The organism is Pseudomonas sp. LBUM1673 (assembly GCF_059695645.1).
In genome coordinates this window covers 5795232-5813374 of the sequence record NZ_CP166780.1, presented here as the reverse complement: position 1 = coordinate 5813374, position 18143 = coordinate 5795232, and the positions used below count along the sequence as shown (strand labels likewise).

Genomic DNA, 18143 nt, shown 5'->3' with positions numbered 1-18143 from the left:
TATGACTACTGATGCAGTGCAAACCATGATCCCGACGCTCGATGTCACCGAGCGTCCGGCCCCGCGTGCCAAGGTTGAAGCCGGCGTCAAGCTGCGCGGCGCCGAGAAGGTTGCACGCATCCCGGTGAAGATCATCCCGACCACTGAACTGCCGAAGAAACCCGACTGGATTCGCGTGCGCATCCCGGTTTCCCCGGAGGTCGACCGCATCAAGGCCCTGCTGCGCAAACACAAGCTGCACAGCGTGTGCGAAGAAGCGTCCTGCCCGAACCTGGGCGAGTGCTTCTCTGGCGGCACCGCAACCTTCATGATCATGGGTGACATCTGCACCCGTCGCTGCCCGTTCTGTGACGTCGGCCACGGCCGTCCAAAGCCACTGGATGTCAACGAACCGGAAAGCCTGGCCATTGCCATCGCCGACCTGAAACTCAAGTACGTGGTCATCACCTCGGTAGACCGCGACGACCTGCGTGACGGCGGTGCCCAGCACTTTGCCGACTGCATCCGCGAAATCCGCAAACTGTCGCCGAACGTGCAGCTCGAGACCCTGGTCCCGGACTACCGTGGCCGTATGGACGTCGCGCTGGAAATCACCGCCGCCGAGCCACCGGATGTGTTCAACCACAACCTGGAAACCGTGCCACGCCTGTACAAGGCTGCGCGTCCGGGTTCGGACTACCAGTGGTCGCTGACCCTGTTGCAACGTTTCAAGCAGATGATGCCGCACATTCCAACCAAGTCCGGTTTGATGCTGGGTCTGGGCGAAACCGACGAAGAAGTCATCGAAGTCATGAAGCGCATGCGCGAACACGACATCGACATGCTGACTCTGGGCCAATACCTGCAACCGTCCCGCAGCCACTTGCCGGTCCAGCGCTTCGTGCACCCGGACACCTTCGCCTGGTTTGCCGAGGAAGGTTACAAGATGGGCTTCAAGAACGTTGCTTCCGGCCCACTGGTACGTTCCTCGTACCACGCCGACGAGCAAGCGAAACTGGTCAAGGCCGAGCTGATGTCGTCCTGATCCCGCGGTGAGAACAAAAAAGGCCCGCAAGGCTTCTCAGGCCTTGCGGGCCTTTTTTAGCAGTGCCCACGGCGATTACAGTCTTTTCCTGCAAGCTATGGTGCGACTGACCCTCTTCTGTTTATTTCCGTTCCTGACTACTGTGTGCTGAAGCGTTCACACAGGGAGAATCATGGATGACTGCTCGACCGAACCACACCCTCTGTCCCCACGCCCCCGTTCCGGCCTTGCCGCCTGCAGGGCTGATCGGCGTGATCGCGCCTGCCGGCCCCGCAGCGCTGGACACCGATAAAGCGATTGCCTGGATGCGCGCTCGCGGCTATTCGCTGCGAGTGTTTCCCGGCGTTTATGAGCAAGAGGGTTATCTGGCCGGCAGCGATGATGTGCGGCTCAATGACTTGCATGGCGCATTCGCCGACAGCGAGGTCGATGCGATCATCTGTCTGCGTGGCGGTTACGGTACGCCGCGTTTGCTTGATCGCATCGATTTCGAATTACTGCGCAACAACGCCAAGCCGTTTATCGGCTACAGCGACGTCACTGCACTGCACTCGGCCATCAGTCGTTATGCAGGGTTCGTGACCTTTCATGGCCCGATGCTCAACGCCGACCTGCTGGGTGACAAGCAGCAACCCACTGAGTTCTCGTTTTTCAACATGCTGCGCGGGCAGGTAAAGGCGGGCAGTGTGCTTTCTCACCCGGTGGCCTGGCCGTTGACCACAATCGAGCCCGGCATCGCTCACGGGCGTTTGCTGGGGGGCAATCTGTCGATGATCGCCGCGACCATGGGCACGTCTTACCAGATCGATGCCGAGGGCGTCATTCTGTTCATCGAGGACATTAACGAGCCGCTGTATCGCATAGACCGGCTACTGACTCATTTGCGTCTGGCCGGCACGCTGCACAAGCTGCGTGGGGTTCTTGTGGGGGATGTGGCAGGGGTTGATGCGATTGCGCTGGAGAGGTTGCTCAAGCAGACCTTTGCACCGCTTCGCATACCCGTGCTGGCCGGATGGCGTAGCGGGCATTGTGATCCGAATTTGACGCTGCCGATGGGTGCGCTAGTCAGGCTGGATGCGGGGGACAAGACGTTGGTGTTGGAGCAGGATGTGGTGATCAAGGCTTAGGAATTCATCGCCTGACAGTCAGTCTTCGCGAGCAAGCCTCGCTCCTACGGGATTGTTGGGTCGCCATAATCCTGTAGGAGCGAGGCTTGCCCGCGAAGCTTCTAGCGGCTACGCAACCCTTCCAGCAACTTGTGCGTCGGATAACCATCCGCCGGCCAGCCGAAGAACTGCTGGGCGGCGCGGATCGCCATACGGGTATTGGCGCCGATAATCCCGTCGGCGGTCCCTGCGTCGTAGTTCCGGGCGCTCAGCAGGGTTTGCAGTTCGATTCGCTCGGTACGGCTCAGCGGCAAGTCATCTTTTGGCCATAGACCGCTGATCAAACCGCCGCCGTTGAAACGCTCGGACAACAGGCTCACGGCCAAGGCGTAGGACGAAGAGTTGTTGTACTTGAGGATCGCGCGAAAGTTATCGAGGACCAGGAACGCCGGGCCGCGATAGCCTGCCGGTAGCAGCAGGGCGGCCGACAGGTGTTCGGAGCCTGCCGGAACCTGGCCGCCATTGGGCAGTGTCACCCCCAGTTGTCGCCACTCGGCAACGCTCTTGCGAATCGAGCCATCGGCCAGGGCGTAATTGAAGTTGCTCGGCAGTTGCGCTTCGAAGCCCCATGGCTGGCCTTTCTGCCAGCCGGAGCTTTGCAGGTAGTGCGCGGTCGAGGCCAATGCATCAGCGGAGCTGTTCCAGATGTCTCGGCGGCCATCGCCGTCGAAGTCTACGGCGTGAGTGTTGTAGGTAGTCGGGATGAACTGGGTCTGGCCCATGGCGCCGGCCCAGGAACCGAGCATTTTCTCAGGTTCGATATCGCCCTGTTGCAGGATTTGCAGGGCAGCGATCAGTTGCGCGTGAGCAAAACCCGGACGTCGACCTTCATAAGCCAGGGTCGCCAGGGAGTTGATCACCGACTTGCTGCCCTGGAACTGGCCGAAATTACTCTCCATGCCCCACACCGCGACCAGCGCCTGACGGTCGACTCCGTAGCGCTGCTCGATGCTTTGCAGGATGTCGGCGTATTGGCTGACCAGCACCTGACCTTTGCGTACCCGCAGCGGCGACAGGGCGCCATCGAGGTATTCCCACACCGGGCGAGTAAATTCCGGTTGGCTGCGGTCGGCGCGGATCACGCTGTTGTCCACGCTGACATTGGCAAATGCGCGGTCGAACAGGTCGGCGCGAATGCCGGCGGCGAGGGCGTCTTTACGAAAACCCGCCTGCCATTCGGCAAAGGTCTGGGTGGGCTGGATGTCGAGACTCTCACCGGTTGGAACCACCGGTGGAATGACCGCAGGGGCCGTCGCAACGGTGCGGGTCTGAAGCGGTTGGGCGTCGGCGGCGGTGGGTTTTTCCGCGCAAGCGACAAGCAGAACGAGGCTGGAGGCAGCTATCAGTTGGCGAAGGTGCCAACGACGGGAAAGACAAAGGGGCATGCACAGGTCCAGAGGATACGAATCAGGTGCAGACCTTAACATGTTGAGCGATGGCTTGCCTTTCAGGCCGCCAGAAAGTAAGAAACCTCCCAGCTATTAGACTGGAAGGCTTCGCGGCGGTAGCTGCCTTTGCCCTTGCCGGCTCGTTCCTGACGGCTGCGGAACAGTGGCTGGGCGATGATGGACTTGGCCTTGTTGGGGCCATGCCTGGATGGCTTTTTGCTCATGATGATTTCTCGCAAGTGAGTGGGTTTTGCGGGGGGAATAATCTGCCGAAGCAGGGATTCTGTCTAGTCCCTGCATTGTGTAGGAAATGATACTTGTGGCGAGGGAGCTTGCTCCCGCTCGGCTGCGCAGCAGTCGTAAAACTGATAACCGAAGAACATTTGAAGACGCGCGGTGACTGGTTTTAGGGTCGCTTCGCAACCCAGCGGGAGCAAGCTCCCTCGCCACAAAAAGACTTACTCGGCAGGCAACGACAATCGTTGCCCGGCCATCAACAGCGTCAACCGACTCAGGCTCATCCACGGCGAGCCCGCGGCCTGGCCCTTGATCTGTGCGTCGATGCGCTGCGCTTCGAGCAGCAACTGTGCCCAGCGCTGCGCCGAGTAGCGTTGCAGCGCCTTGCTCATCAGCGGTTTGCGCTTGTCCCAGACCGGCGGTCGGGCCTGGCTGAAGGCTTTGTCCAGCGGCACGCCCTGGCTGTATTGCAGCGACAGGTTGGCCAGCAGACGCAACTCCCGGGCCAGCGCCCAGAGAATCACCGGCGGTTCGACGCCTTCGCCGCGCAACCCTTCAAGCATGCGCAAGGCGTGGGCCGCTTCGCCGTTGAGTATCGCGTCGGTCAGGCCGAAAACATCGAAACGCGCACTGTCGGCTACCGCCGCTTGCACGGTTTCGACGGTGATCTGGCCACCTTCGGCCATCAACTTGAGCTTTTCGATTTCCTGGGCGGCAGCCAGCAGATTGCCTTCGACCCGAGCGGCGATCAGTTCGACAGCGTCCTGGCTGGCGGAAAGCCCGGCCTGGGACAGGCGTTGACGGATCCAGTTCGGCAACTGGTTGGTGTCCACTGGCCATATCTGCACGAACTGGGTCTGCGGACCTTCGACCAGCGCCTTGCCCCACTTGGTTTTCTGCGCACTGCCATCAAGCTTGGGCAAGCTAATCAACAGCACCGTGTCTTCAGCCGGGCGCGAGCAGTACTCGATGAGTGCCGCAGCGCCTTTGTCACCGGGCTTGCCGGAGGGCAGACGCAGTTCCAGAAGACGTTTTTCAGCAAACAGCGACATGCTGGCACCGGCCTGCAGCAGCGTACCCCAATCGAAACTGGCGTCGGCAGCGAAGACCTGGCGTTCGTCGAAACCTTGCTGGCGGGCAGCCGCGCGAATGGCGTCGGCGGCTTCCTGACACAGCAGTGGGTCATCGCCACTGATGATGTAGACAGGCGCGAGGGCGCCTTGCAGGTGTTTGCCGAGTTGGGCGGGGGCGAGTTTCATAAGAAGAGGCGAACGGGGCGCCTGAGCGCCCCGTAAGGCTTATTGCTGCGGCAGTTCGACAGGCGACTGACGCGGCGTCTGCGCTTCAGCCTTCTGCGCCGCTTCCAGCGCATCGGCCTCTGCCTTGGCTCGGGCGTCAGCGGTCTGTTGCATCTGTTCCAGCTGAGTCGGGGTCAGCTGTTGCAGACGCAGCATCATGCGTTGAACCAGTTCACGACGCATGTCCTTGCGGGCATCGTTGGCTTCCTGGTCGGAACCCACCAGGTTGTTGCCGTCGTGGATGAAGACTTTCTGCACTTGCAGCTTGTCGCTGAGCAGTGGCAGGTTGCCCTGGCCGCGGATGTCGTAGTTCACCACCATGGTCAGCTCGTACTCGCCAGTACGACCGGCGCCGGCGTAACTGAGGATGCGCTGGCTTTCCTGCTCGTCAGCCAGATACAGCTTGTAAGGTGCGCCGCTGTAGACCTTGACGCCACTGCTTTCCAGCACCTGGCGCATTTGCGTCACGGTTTCGCCGTAGGCATTGCGGGCGCTCAGGTCGAGTTCCTTGATCGCCAGTTCGGTGGTGCCGGTGCCGCGCAGCTGGAAACCGCAGGCACTCAGCAGGACTGCAAGGCCCATCACCAGCAAATTGCGTTTGATCATCTTGTTGCTCCCCTTGAAACCATGTGGGCCGGTCAAGCGGCCCGAAAGGTTTTACTCGGCGCCAGGTATGACCTGACGCCCGATCCAATTTAGCTGGCGACGATATTGACCAGTTTCCCGGGCACTACGATCACTTTGCGAATAGTCAGGCCATCGACGAAGCGCAGTACGTTTTCGTTGGCCCGTGCGGCGGCTTCGACTTCTTCGCGGCTGGCGCTGGCCGGCATTTCGAGATGGCCGCGCAGTTTGCCATTCACTTGAATGACAAGCTGCAGGCTGTCCTGTACCAGGGCGCTTTCGTCCAGCACCGGCCAGCCTGCATCGATCACCGGGTCAGCGTGACCCAGTTGATTCCACAGCTCGTGGCTGATGTGCGGAGTAATCGGCGCCAGCAGCAGGGTTACGGTTTCCAGGCCTTCGTGAACCAGTGCGCGATCCTGTTCGGTGCCTTGCGGGGCTTTTTCCAGCACGTTCATCAGCGTCATCACCTGGGCGATGGCGGTGTTGAATTTGTGGTTCTGGCCGACGTCGTGGCTGGCCTGCTTAATGGCCTGGTGGATCGAACGGCGAATGGCTTTCTGCCCGTCGTTCAGGCTGGCGATGTCCAGTTTTCCTGGCAGGCCCTGAGTAACGTGCGCTTGAGCAAGACGCCAGACGCGCTTGAGGAAGCGGTGCGAACCTTCTACTCCGGAGTCAGACCATTCCGCGCTCATGTCGGGTGGCGAGGCGAACATCATGAACAGGCGGCAGGTGTCTGCGCCGAACTGGTCAATCATCGACTGTGGGTCGACGCCATTGTTCTTTGACTTGGCCATCTTCTCGGTGCCGCCGATCTCCACCGGCAGGCCGTCTGCGATCAGCTTGGCGCTAATAACCTTAGCCTTGCTGTCGCGTTCGAGTTCCACGTCCGCCGGATTGAACCAGGTGTAAGCACCATTGGCTTCGCGACGATAGTAAGTCTCGGCGATCACCATGCCCTGGGTCAGCAGGTTCTTGAACGGCTCGTTGGAGCTCACCAGGCCTTCGTCACGCATCAGCTTGTGGAAGAAGCGCGCGTACAGCAGGTGAAGAATCGCGTGTTCGATACCGCCGATGTACTGATCCACGGGCAACCAATGGTCGGCCGCGGCTTTTTCCACCAGACCACCTTCATAGTGCGGCGAGGCGTAGCGGGCGTAGTACCACGAGGACTCGACGAAGGTGTCCATGGTGTCGGTTTCACGCTTGGCCGGTGCGCCGCATTTCGGGCACGAGCACTCGTAGAACTCGGGCATGCGCGCCAATGGCGAACCGGCGCCGTCTGGAACCACGTCTTCCGGCAATACGACAGGCAACTGATCTTCCGGGACCGGCACATCACCGCAAGTATTGCAGTGGATGATCGGGATCGGGCAGCCCCAGTAGCGTTGACGGCTGATGCCCCAGTCGCGCAGGCGGAACTGGGTGCGCGAGGCGCCGAGGTTTTTCTTGATCAGTGCGACTTCCATGGCGTCGAAAGCGCCTGCGAAGTCGAGGCCGTCGAACTCGCCGGAGTTGATCAGCGTGCCGTACTCGCCGTAAGCGTCTTGCCATGGGGCCGGGTTGGTGTCACCTACACTTGTGCGCACCACCGACTTGATCGGCAGGTTGTACTTGTGGGCGAACTCGAAATCACGCTCGTCGTGCGCCGGAACCGCCATCACCGCGCCATCGCCGTAGTGCATCAGCACGTAGTTGGCGACCCACACCGGGAGTTTCTCACCGGTCAGCGGGTGCTCGACGAACAGCGAGGTCGGCAGGCCTTTTTTCTCTTGAGTGGCGACGTCGGCTTCGGCAACGCTGCCGCCCTTGCATTCAGCGATGAACGCTTGCAGCTCAGGGTTGTTCTGCGCGGCCAGGGCCGCCAGATGGTGTTCGGCGGCCACGGCAACGTAGGTCGCGCCCATCAGGGTGTCCGGGCGGGTGGTGAAGACTTTCAGCGCGCCGGTTTCACCGATGGAAGCGACGTCGTACGGGAATTGCACTTCCATGCCGCGGGATTTGCCGATCCAGTTGCGCTGCATGGTCTTGACCTGTTCAGGCCAGCCCGTCAGTTCGTCGAGGCTCTCCAGCAGCTCATCCGCGTAAGCGGTGATCTTGAAGTAGTACATCGGGATTTCGCGCTTTTCGATCAGCGCGCCGGAACGCCAGCCGCGACCGTCGATCACTTGCTCGTTGGCCAGAACGGTCTGGTCGACCGGGTCCCAGTTCACGGTGCCACTTTTTTTGTAAATCACGCCTTTTTCGAACAGGCGAGTGAACAGCCATTGTTCCCAGCGGTAGTAATCCGGCTTGCAGGTGGTCACTTCGCGGGACCAGTCCACCGCCAGGCCCAGGCTGCGCAGCTGAGTTTTCATGTAGGCGATGTTTTCGTAGGTCCACTTGGCGGGCGCTACGTTGTTCTTCATCGCGGCGTTTTCCGCCGGCATGCCGAAGGCATCCCAACCCATGGGTTGCAGGACGTTCTTGCCTTGCATGCGCTGGTAGCGGGAGATCACGTCGCCGATGGTGTAGTTGCGCACATGCCCCATGTGTAGCTTGCCGCTGGGGTAAGGGAACATCGACAGGCAGTAGAATGTCTCCTTGCCTGGCTGTTCACTGACTTCAAAGGACTTTTGCTCGTCCCAGAACGACTGGGCGGCGGCTTCGATTTCACGGGGCTGATATTGTTCGTGCATGGCTACTTTTGAACTGAATAGGGGTGGCCTAATCCTCTTCAATGCAACGCTGGACGGTGAGCACGCCAAATCGGCGTTTCGGTGTCCAGGCGAGCTGGAAGTGGAGTTACAGGAAGCGCCGTAGCATACATGACCGCGCTCTACCGAGGGAAACCCTGATTGCACGCAAGAGGGCGGCAATGCCCGCCCCGAGGGCCGTTGGTCGCGGCGCTCAGCCGGTTTGTTCAGCGAAGCTAAGCTCTAAATGGGGAGTGAGTCTTATCTTCAATGAGGTGATGGATGGTTGAGTCACAACGAAAAGTCACAAAACCGGAGCTGTACGAAAGACTGATCGACCGTTTGGGAATGGCCCTGGACGCGGCCAAAACCGCTAGACGGCTTCGCGACGAACGCCCCCTGGAGCTGGAACTGCGTGGTTTGAGCCCCGCAGAGTTCGAACTGGTCAAGGCGTATCTGGACCGCAGTGAACGTGAGACGCACGGATGCTTGTCAGCCGCAGTGAAGCAACTCGATGCACCACATTCGGCCAAGATCATTTGGCTCAAGGACAAGGCACCCGGCAGGGACGCGGTAAGGTCCGGTCTCTGCAATTCAAGTAAGGGCACTTGAAGCCATGGAATATGGTTTTCTGCAACAAAGTCCTTCCGCATTTGTTGTCGCGTTGCGTCAACCCACTTAGGCTTCGGGCATCTATGGAGATGCCCGATGCCTTTTCGTTATTTCATTAAACAACTTCTATTGCCGCCTGGCATTCTTTTGCTGTTACTGGTGCTCGCCTGGTGGTGGCGTCGCTCAAGGCCGAGGCTGGCGGGGTTGTGTTTCGTCTTGGGCGTGGGCGGTTTCTGGTTGATGAGCCTGCCCGTGATGGTGGAGTGGAGTGCCAGGGTCCTGGAGCGCGAGCCCGCGCTGGCGCGCGAAGAGTGGACAACGCTGGGCCTGCGCGCCGATGCGATTGTGGTGCTGGGTTCGGGGCGTGAGCGTGGCGACCTCGCCTGGGGCGTCGACCAGCCGACCGGCGTAGGTCTGGGGCGTGAGCGCTATGCCGCGCGCCTGGCCAAAGCGTCCGGATTGCCGATTCTGACCAGCGGCGGCCTGCATTACGGCACACCACCGACAGAGGCAAAGCTGATGGCGGACTCGTTGCTCGATGATTTCGGTGTGACGGTGCGTTGGCAGGAAGGGCGCAGCCGCACGACCTGGGAAAACGCGCAATTCAGTGCCCAGGTATTGTTGCCGGAGGGGGTCAAGCGGGTGGTGGTCGTGACTCAGGCCTGGCATATGCCGCGGGCGGTCTGGAGTTTCCAGCAGGCCGGATTTGAGGTGGTGCCAGCGCCGGTAGGGTTTTTAGGTGTGGACAATGCCCGGCCGCTGGGCGGCTGGATGCCGGAATTCAAATCGATCTGGCAATCAGGGCAGTTGTTGAATGAGGCGGTGGGTCAGGTCGGGTATTGGGTGTTTTATCGAGGCGATGTTGACGCTGATTGATTTGTGCCTGTGAGGCCGTCTTCGCGAGCAAGCCCGTTCCACATTTAATCTCTGTCGTTCACACATTGTGTGTTCACAGAAGATCAAATGTCGGAGCGGGCTTGCTCGCGAAGCTTTTAAACGGTCTTCGCCATCCGGCTAGCCATCAACGCCCAGCCAAATAACAACACGCAAATGATGATCAACGGCCACGAGCGCCATTCCAGGTACGGCGTCAGGTTATGCATCGGCACCACTTCGCCGTACAGGATGCCTTGTTCGAACGGCGGGATCTGCGCGGTGATCTGGCCGAACGGGTTGATCAGGCCGGTCACGCCGTTGTTGGTGGCGCGGATCATCCAGCGACCGGCTTCAAGTGCGCGCATCTGTGCCATCTGCAAGTGTTGCAGCGGGCCGATCGAGGTGCCGAACCAGGTGTCGTTGCTGATGGTCAGCAGCAAATCGCTGCGGGCGGCGAGGCCGGCGGCGAATTCCGGGTAGACCACTTCATAGCAGATGAACGGCGCAATCTGATAGCCCTTGGCTTGCAGCAGCGCTTGGTCGGCTGATCCACGGGCAAAGTCGGACATCGGCAGGTCAAAGAACGCGATCAGGCCGCGCAAGACTTCCTGCAACGGAACGTACTCGCCAAACGGAACCAGCTTCTGCTTCAGGTAAGTGCCATCGCCTTCGCCGAGAACGGTAATGCCGTTGAAGAAGCGCTTCTCGTGACGGACTTCCTGGCGAATCGGCACGCCGGTAATCAGCGCGGATTTACGCTCGGCCGCGAAGCTTCCCATCATGTTCAGGTAGCCCTCGGCAGACTCCTTGAGCACCGGGACCGCCGTTTCCGGCCAGATCAGCAGGTCGACGCGTTTGGAGCTGAAACTCATGTCGCGGTACAGCGCCAACTGCGCGTTGAGCTGCGACGGGTCCCACTTCATGCTTTGTTCGATGTTGCCCTGAATCGCCGCGACGCTCAGCGGTGCGCCCGCCGGGTTGGTCCAGGCATGTTCCTTGAGCGCCATGCCGGCCACCCATGGCCCCGCCAGCAGCAACACACCGACAGCGATGAAGCCTTTACGGCCAGTGCGGACCAGTCGCACGGCGTTGTAAATCAGCGCGGCCGTCAGGGCCAGGGTGAAGGAAATCAGCCATATCCCGCCGACCGGCGCGAGCCCGGCCAGTGGGCCGTCGAGCTGGCTGTAACCGGAATAGAGCCACGGGAAACCGGTAAGGAACCAACCGCGAAAGGCTTCCTGACCCACCCACAACGCTGCAAATGCCAAGGCATCGGCCAGGGGCGCTTCGTTACGGCGCAGCCAGCGCGCCCAGAGCCAGGCGGGCAGCGCAAAGAACCAGGCAATCGCTGCGGTGAAGAGCAGCATCAAGAAACCGGCCAGCAGCACTGAAGCGCCGCCGAAGTGGTGAATGCTGTAGTAGATCCAGCTGGTGCCAGCACCAAACAGGCCGAAACCGAAACACCAGCCACGGCCCAGAGCCTGACGGGGGCTCAGCTCGCGCAAGCCGGCGTAAAAGAAACCGACCGCCAGCAATGCCAACGGCCAGATATCGAACGGCGCCAGGGCCAGCGTGGTGAGTGCACCGGCCGCCACGGCCAGCAGGTTACCGGGCCAGCCGGGGCGGGTTACGCGGAGCATGTCAATCCTTAACGGGCAATAGGTGTCAGACGCAGCAGGTGAATCCGACGGCTGTCGGCGTTCAGGATACGGAAGCGGTACGCGCCGACTTCAGTGATTTCGTTGCGTTTTGGCAAGTGCCCGAACGCACTCATCACCAGACCGCCGACGGTGTCGAATTCGTCGTCGGAGAATTCGCTGTCGAAGAACTCGTTGAAGTTCTCGATCGGCGTCAGGGCCTTGATCAGGAAGTCACCGCTGGGCAGCGGCTTGATGTAGCTGTCTTCTTCGACGTCGTGCTCGTCTTCGATGTCGCCGACGATCTGTTCCAGCACGTCTTCGATGGTCACCAGACCCGCCACGCCGCCGTATTCGTCAATGACGATGGCCATGTGGTTATGGTTGGCGCGAAACTCGCGCAGCAGCACATTCAGGCGCTTGGACTCGGGCACGAATGTGGCCGGGCGCAGCAAGTCCTTGATGTTGAAGCTGTCGCCGTTCTCCTTGAGGATCAACGGCAGCAAGTCCTTGGCCAGCAACACGCCCATCACGTCATCGTGGCTTTCGCCGATCACCGGGTAGCGGGAGTGGGCCGAGTCGACCACGGCCGGCAAGAACTCACGAGGTGTCTGGGTCGCCTTGATGCTGATCATCTGCGAGCGCGGGACCATGATGTCCCGCACTTGCAGGTCTGCAACCTGGATGGCGCCTTCGACGATGGCCAGCGCTTCGCTGTCCAGCAACTTGTTTTGATGTGCGTCGCGCAGCAGCTCCAGCAGCTCCTGGCGGTTCTTCGGCTCGTGGGCAAAAGCCTGGGTGAGCTTACCCAGCCATGACTTCTGCCCGTTGCTCGATCGATCTTCGCTCATAGCGATTACTCTGAATCCTTTGTTGTAACGATAGGGGATGTGTCTGTTTCGTCGTCCGCATAAGGGTCCGGATGACCCAACTCTGCAAGCAACGTTCGTTCCAGGGCTTCCATTTCTTCGGCTTCATCGTCATCTATATGGTCGTAACCAAGCAGATGCAAGCAGCCGTGAATGACCAGATGCGCCCAGTGGGCCTTTAATTCCTTGCCTTGTTCGGCCGCTTCGCGCTCGACCACCGCTACGCAGATCACCAGATCGCCCAGCAGCGGGATGTCGAGAAACTCGTCAGGTACATCCGCAGGGAACGACAAGACGTTAGTGGCGTAGTCCTTTTGCCGCCAGGTGTGGTTCAGTTCGCGGCCTTCCTCTTCGTCGACCAGGCGAATGGTCATTTCCGAGTCGGCGGTGCGCTGGCGCAGGGCCAGTTCGCACCATTGGCGGAACTCGGCTTCGCTGGGAGCAGGCGCTTCGGTAGCCAGTTGCAGATCAAGCTCAAGCATCGGGGCGAGTGTCCTTGGAAGAGAGCTTCGCCGGTTCGTCGGCTGTGCGATTTTCGAAGCGCTCGTAGGCTTCGACAATGCGCTGCACCAGCGGATGGCGCACCACGTCCTTGGGCATGAAGTGGGTGAAGCTGATACCCGGCACGTCTTTGAGTACTTCGATCACGTGGTGCAGCCCGGATTTGGTGCCTTTGGGCAGGTCGACCTGGGTGATGTCACCCGTGATGACCGCAGTGGAGCCGAAGCCGATCCGGGTCAGGAACATCTTCATCTGCTCGACGGTGGTGTTCTGACTTTCGTCGAGAATGATGAAGCTGTTGTTAAGCGTGCGACCGCGCATGTAGGCCAGCGGCGCGACTTCGATCACCTGACGCTCGATCAGCTTGGCGACGTATTCGAAGCCGAGCATTTCGTAGAGCGCGTCATAGAGCGGGCGCAGGTACGGGTCGATTTTTTGCGATAGGTCGCCGGGCAGGAAGCCGAGCTTTTCGCCCGCTTCAACCGCCGGACGGACCAGCAGAATACGGCGAATCTGCTCGCGTTCCAACGCGTCTACCGCGCAGGCAACGGCCAGATAGGTCTTGCCGGTACCGGCCGGGCCGATACCGAAATTGATGTCGTTACCGAGGATTTCCTTCACGTAGCGCAGTTGATTCAAGCCGCGAGGGCGAATCATGCCTTTTTTGGTGCGCAAGGCGACGGACGGTTCGGCGGGGGAGTGGTTGTCCAGTTCCTCGACGGCCGATTCCTGCAGGAACAGGTGAACCATGTCCGGCGACAGCTCGGTACCCTTGGTTTCCCGGTACAGGCGGCGCAGGAGGTTTTCCGCGGAGGTGGTGTGCTTGGGCTCGCCGATCAGTTCGAACTGGTTTCCGCGGTTGCGGATCTCGATGGTCAGGCGCTGTTCGATCAAGCGCAGATGCTCGTCGAATTGCCCGCACAGATTAGCGAAGCGGCGAGCTTCAAAAGGCTCGAGGATGAAGCGATGTGGTTCTATGGGTGCGTTCAAGGTCGTATTTAGCCGCCCTGGGGCAATTATGATGAAATCAAGGATAACGCCAGTCGCCTGGGTGCGAAAGCTCTTAAATACGCAATGCCGATCACAGTCCTGTAGGAGCGAAGCTTGCTCGCGAAGGCGGCATTACAGACGATTCATATGTTGAATGTCAGTCGGCCTTCGCGGGCAAGCCTCGCTCCTACAGGTTTTGTGGTGATTATTGGATCAGCGAGCCCCGCAGCGAGTGCGGTTGCGCGGCGTCGATGTGCACGTCGGCGAACTGGCCAATCAGGGTCGGATTGTCGCAGCGGAAGTTGACGATACGGTTATTCTCGGTCCGGCCTTGCAGTTCACCGGGGTCCTTTTTCGAATAATCGGTGACCAGAATCCGCTGAATGGAGCCGACCATTTGTCGGCTGATCTCGAAACCTTGCTGGTTCAGGCGATGTTGCAGAGCGTTCAGGCGTTCTTTTTTCAACTCTTCCGGCGTCTCGTCGGCCAGATCGGCGGCCGGAGTGCCCGGGCGCTGGCTATAGACGAACGAGTAGGAGAAGTCGAAGCCGACATCTTCGATCAGCTTCATGGTTTGTTCGAAGTCTTTCTCGGTTTCGCCCGGGAAGCCGACGATGAAGTCCGAGCTGATGCAGATTCCCGGCACGGCGGCCCGTAGCTTGCGCAGTTTGGATTTGTACTCCAACGCGGTGTGGTTGCGCTTCATCGCCGCCAGGATCCGGTCGGAACCCGATTGCACCGGCAAGTGCAGGTGCTTTACCAGTTCCGGTACATCGGCGTGGGCCTGGATCAGGCTGTCGGAGAACTCCAGTGGATGCGAGGTGGTGTAGCGAATCCGGTCGATACCATCGACAGCGGCCACCACCCGGATCAATTCCGCCAGATCGGCCAGGCGACCATCATGAGTGGTGCCGCGGTAACCGTTGACGTTCTGCCCTAGCAGGGTCACTTCGCGCACGCCGTTTTCGGCCAGGTGCATGATTTCGGCAATCACGTCGTCGAACGGTCGGCTGACTTCCTCACCGCGGGTATAAGGCACCACGCAGAAGGTGCAGTATTTGCTGCAGCCTTCCATCACCGACACGTAAGCGCTCGGCCCGTCGATACGCGGCTCGGGCAAGTGGTCGAACTTTTCGATTTCCGGGAACGAGACGTCGACTTGTGGCAGCTTGGTCAGGCGTGCGGCGTCGATCATTTCCGGCAAGCGGTGCAGGGTCTGCGGGCCGAACACCACGTCCACGTACGGTGCACGGTCACGGATGGCGGCACCTTCCTGGCTGGCCACGCAACCGCCGACGGCGATCACCATGTCCGGGTTGGCCAGTTTCAGTTCGCGCCAGCGGCCAAGCTGGGAATACACCCGGTCCTGGGCACGCTCGCGGATCGAGCAGGTGTTGAGCAGGATCACGTCGGCGTCTTCGGCGCGAGCGGTGACTTCCAGGGCCTGATGTTCACCCAGCAGATCGACCATGCGCGAGCTGTCGTACTCGTTCATCTGGCAACCGTGGGTTTCGATGTAAAGCTTCTTGGCCATGGATAGAGTCATCACGTGATTCAAAGAACCGCGCATTATAGGGAACATGCACCAAGGTTCCTACCGTTGCGCGTCCGGCGGCTATGCTATAGTTCGCGCCCTCATTTTTATCCCCGATGTGTTACCCGCCCACCATGACCAAACGTGAAGCTCCAATCTACAAGGTGATTTTCCTCAATCAGGGCCAGGTGTACGAAATGTACGCCAAGCAGATCTATCAAAGTGATCTGTGGGGCTTCCTGGAAGTGGAAGAGTTCGTCTTTGGCGAGCGCACGCAAGTGGTCGTCGATCCGAGCGAAGAGAAGCTCAAGGCTCAGTTCGAGGGCGTTGTGCGCAGTTTTGTGCCGATGCATTCGATCGTGCGCATCGACGAGGTCGAACGCCTCGGCACGCCGAAAATCAGCGAAGCCCGCGGCGCGGTCGGCAATGTCATGCCGTTTCCGATGCCGATGCCTGAGAAGTAAGAAGCAGGTTTAGTGGTTGGAGGAGGTTGTTGTGGCGAGGGGGCTTGCCCCCGTTGGGCTGCGAAGCGGCCCTGAATTCAGTCACTGCTCCCTTCCAGACAGACCGCGTCTGCTGACTTTACGACTGCTGCGCAGCCGAACGGGGGCAAGCCCCCTCGCCACAGGGGGCCGTGTTTACTTCAAGGCAGTGGCGAAAACGGCGTACGCCCATCGGCGCTCTGCAATTCCATCAGGTATTTACGGAAAATTTGCCCCAGCACTTGGGTGGCGACTTCCAGATCTTCGCGGGGCATTTTCTCGGCGACTTCATCGGCGGTGTCCAGCGCCTCTTCGGCGCCGTTGACCGCGGCCATCTTCAGTACGATATACGCCTGAATGTTATTGGCCGGTACGCCTTCGCCATGGAAAAACATGGTGCCGAGTTTGAATTGCGCTTGGGCATGGCCTTGCAGCGAGGCTTTTTCGTAGTAACTCAGGGCTTGTTTGAGGTCGCGCGGCGCGTTTTTGCCGTTGTAGTAGAACTCACCCAACTCGTATTGCGCTTGCGCATCCCCTTCAGCCGACGCTTTCTGACAGGCAGCGAGCGCTTGCGTCAGGTCTTGCGGCTGAGTATTGAGGGTGCAGCGGCCCATCGCCGGGATCAACAACGAGTTGCCGCCTGCTTGTGCGAGCGCGAGCAGGGGCTGAAGGAGCAACAGGCAGCCCAATGCAAGGGTGCGGCCGGTGCGGTTCATGGGAATCGACTTACCTCTGAGGGGCGCGCGGACCCATCGAGGGATCCAATAAGCGCGCATTATGAAATAAGCAGGGCCAACCTTACAAAGTCTTTACTCGTTTTTCTGCTGCGCGGGGAATATATCGCCCACTTTGCGGCGGATTATTAGCAGACGAGTAGGAAAAAGGGCGGGAATGTAGGTGAAAGCTGACGCTGACAATCGCCAACGTCAGCGTCGCAGTTTTATTTCAAGGCGGCGAATGCACGCTCGGCAGCGTCCAGCGTCAGCTTCAACTCGGTTTCGCCGTGGGCGATCGAGGTGAAACCGGCTTCGAAGGCGCTTGGCGCCAGGTACACGCCGCCTTCGAGCATCAGGTGGAAGAAACGCCCAAACAGGCTGGCATCGCTGGCCATCACATCATCGAAGGTCACGATGTCGTCGGCGCCGCTGAAATACAGGCCAAACATGCCGCCGGCCTGCGTGGTCACGAATGGAATGCCGGCGGCGTCGGCGCGCTGTTGCAGGCCATCGAGCAGGCGACTGGTGTAGTCGCTCAGCTCGGCGTGGAAACCAGGACGACTGATCAGGCGCAGAGTGGTCAGGCCAGCGGCCATCGCCAGCGGGTTACCCGACAACGTGCCCGCCTGGTAGACCGGCCCCAATGGCGCGATCTGTTCCATGATCTTGCGTTTGCCACCGAAGCAGCCAACCGGCATGCCGCCACCGATGATCTTGCCGAAGGTGCTCAGGTCCGGTGTGACGCCGTAATGGGCTTGGGCACCACCGAGGGCGACGCGGAAACCGGTCATCACTTCGTCGAAAATCAGCACCACGCCGTGCTTGTCGCACAGGGTCCGCAGCCCTTCGAGGAAACCCGGTGCCGGCGGTACGCAGTTCATGTTGCCGGCCACTGGCTCGACGATGATGCAGGCCACGTCCTGGCCAACTTCGGCGAGCAGGGTTTCTACCGCCTCGATATCGTTGAACGGCAGGGTCAGGGTGTGTTTGGCGAATGCCGCCGGCACGCCGGCCGAACTCGGCACGCCTTGGGTCAGGGCGCCGGAACCGGCCTTGACCAGCAGGCTGTCGGAGTGGCCGTGGTAACAGCCTTCGAATTTGATGATGCTGTCACGACCGGTGAATCCACGGGCCAGACGGATGGCACTCATGGTCGCTTCGGTGCCGGAGCTGACCATGCGCACCATCTCCATCGACGGCACAATTGAGCAGACCAGATCGGCCATCTCGGTTTCCATCGCAGTCGGGGCACCGTAGGACAGGCCGTGTTCCAGCTGTTTGCGCACCGCATCCAGTACGTCCGGGTGGCTGTGGCCAAGAATCATCGGACCCCAGGAACCGACGTAATCTACATAACGCTTGTCGTCTTCGTCGGTGACGTAGGCGCCTTCGGCGTGTTTGAAGAACAACGGCGTGCCGCCAACGCTTTTGAACGCACGAACAGGCGAGTTCACGCCTCCGGGAATGTGTTTCTGGGCATTGGCAAACAGGGTTTCGGAACGAGACATGATCGG

At 60.2% G+C, this 18143-nt stretch carries 16 protein-coding genes and 1 pseudogene; 5 read left to right on the top strand and 12 right to left on the bottom strand.

The annotated features are described in order from the left end of the window. The first annotated feature begins 1 nt into the window (after position 1). Together lipA and ACA044_RS26645 are read left to right on the top strand one after the other, a co-directional pair. Positions 2-1024 carry a lipoyl synthase gene (gene lipA, locus ACA044_RS26650; RefSeq protein WP_007946663.1) on the top strand — a complete coding sequence of 341 codons (1023 nt, stop codon included), beginning with the start codon at positions 2-4 and terminating at the stop codon, positions 1022-1024. Between the two features lie 176 nt (positions 1025-1200). Further along, entirely contained in the window at positions 1201-2151 is a 951-nt protein-coding gene (locus ACA044_RS26645; protein WP_497443986.1) for a S66 peptidase family protein, read from the top strand. A 101-nt stretch (positions 2152-2252) separates the two neighbouring features. Here the strand turns inward: ACA044_RS26645 and ACA044_RS26640 are convergent, their stop codons facing one another. The 5 genes from ACA044_RS26640 to leuS all read right to left on the bottom strand — a co-directional run bounded on the left by ACA044_RS26640 (position 2253) and on the right by leuS (position 8415). Then, positions 2253-3575, bottom strand: coding sequence for a lytic murein transglycosylase (locus ACA044_RS26640; RefSeq protein WP_497443985.1), 1323 nt, complete (start codon positions 3573-3575; stop codon positions 2253-2255). Positions 3576-3637: 62 nt separating this feature from the next. Beyond that, positions 3638-3802 (bottom strand): alternative ribosome rescue factor ArfA, encoded by a 165-nt coding sequence (gene arfA / locus ACA044_RS26635; RefSeq protein ID WP_413695111.1) that lies wholly within the window; start codon positions 3800-3802, stop codon positions 3638-3640. 234 nt (positions 3803-4036) lie between these two features. After that, positions 4037-5074 carry a DNA polymerase III subunit delta gene (gene holA, locus ACA044_RS26630; RefSeq protein WP_497443984.1) on the bottom strand — a complete coding sequence of 346 codons (1038 nt, stop codon included), beginning with the start codon at positions 5072-5074 and terminating at the stop codon, positions 4037-4039. A gap of 39 nt (positions 5075-5113) precedes the next feature. Continuing rightward, positions 5114-5719: an LPS-assembly lipoprotein LptE gene (locus ACA044_RS26625; protein WP_497443983.1), complete on the bottom strand. Its 606-nt coding sequence runs from the start codon at positions 5717-5719 to the stop codon at positions 5114-5116. An 89-nt stretch (positions 5720-5808) separates the two neighbouring features. Continuing rightward, complete coding sequence (gene leuS / locus ACA044_RS26620; RefSeq protein WP_497443982.1) at positions 5809-8415, bottom strand: leucine--tRNA ligase; 2607 nt, start codon at positions 8413-8415, stop codon at positions 5809-5811. A gap of 279 nt (positions 8416-8694) precedes the next feature. On the opposite strand from leuS, the pseudogene ACA044_RS26615 reads away from it, so the two are divergent. Both ACA044_RS26615 and ACA044_RS26610 read left to right on the top strand, forming a co-directional pair. Then, a pseudogene (locus ACA044_RS26615) lies at positions 8695-9014 on the top strand (hypothetical protein). Between the two features lie 106 nt (positions 9015-9120). Further along, on the top strand, positions 9121-9900 hold the full coding sequence (locus tag ACA044_RS26610; protein WP_497443981.1) for a YdcF family protein: 780 nt from the start codon (positions 9121-9123) through the stop codon (positions 9898-9900). A gap of 116 nt (positions 9901-10016) precedes the next feature. Here the strand turns inward: ACA044_RS26610 and lnt are convergent, their stop codons facing one another. The 5 genes from lnt to miaB form a co-directional block, all read right to left on the bottom strand. Further along, entirely contained in the window at positions 10017-11540 is a 1524-nt protein-coding gene (gene lnt, locus ACA044_RS26605) for an apolipoprotein N-acyltransferase (RefSeq protein ID WP_497443980.1), read from the bottom strand. A gap of 8 nt (positions 11541-11548) precedes the next feature. Continuing rightward, positions 11549-12388: a CorC family transporter gene (locus tag ACA044_RS26600; protein WP_497443979.1), complete on the bottom strand. Its 840-nt coding sequence runs from the start codon at positions 12386-12388 to the stop codon at positions 11549-11551. 5 nt (positions 12389-12393) lie between these two features. After that, entirely contained in the window at positions 12394-12888 is a 495-nt protein-coding gene (gene ybeY / locus ACA044_RS26595; RefSeq protein ID WP_497443978.1) for an rRNA maturation RNase YbeY, read from the bottom strand. Beyond that, entirely contained in the window at positions 12881-13897 is a 1017-nt protein-coding gene (locus ACA044_RS26590; RefSeq protein WP_497443977.1) for a PhoH family protein, read from the bottom strand. The genes ybeY and ACA044_RS26590 overlap by 8 nt, the downstream gene beginning before the upstream one ends. Positions 13898-14102: 205 nt before the next feature. Next, positions 14103-15431, bottom strand: a complete 1329-nt coding sequence (miaB, locus tag ACA044_RS26585; protein ID WP_497443976.1) for a tRNA (N6-isopentenyl adenosine(37)-C2)-methylthiotransferase MiaB — start codon at positions 15429-15431, stop codon at positions 14103-14105. Positions 15432-15565: 134 nt separating this feature from the next. On the opposite strand from miaB, the gene ACA044_RS26580 reads away from it, so the two are divergent. Then, positions 15566-15895, top strand: a complete 330-nt coding sequence (locus tag ACA044_RS26580; protein ID WP_007894425.1) for a DUF1820 family protein — start codon at positions 15566-15568, stop codon at positions 15893-15895. Between the two features lie 179 nt (positions 15896-16074). Here the strand turns inward: ACA044_RS26580 and ACA044_RS26575 are convergent, their stop codons facing one another. Then, positions 16075-16629, bottom strand: a complete 555-nt coding sequence (locus ACA044_RS26575; RefSeq protein ID WP_497443975.1) for a tetratricopeptide repeat protein — start codon at positions 16627-16629, stop codon at positions 16075-16077. 224 nt (positions 16630-16853) lie between these two features. Further along, a complete protein-coding gene (gene hemL, locus ACA044_RS26570) occupies positions 16854-18137 on the bottom strand; it encodes a glutamate-1-semialdehyde 2,1-aminomutase (protein WP_497443974.1) in 1284 nt (427 codons plus the stop codon). Between the last annotated feature and the right edge of the window lie 6 nt (positions 18138-18143).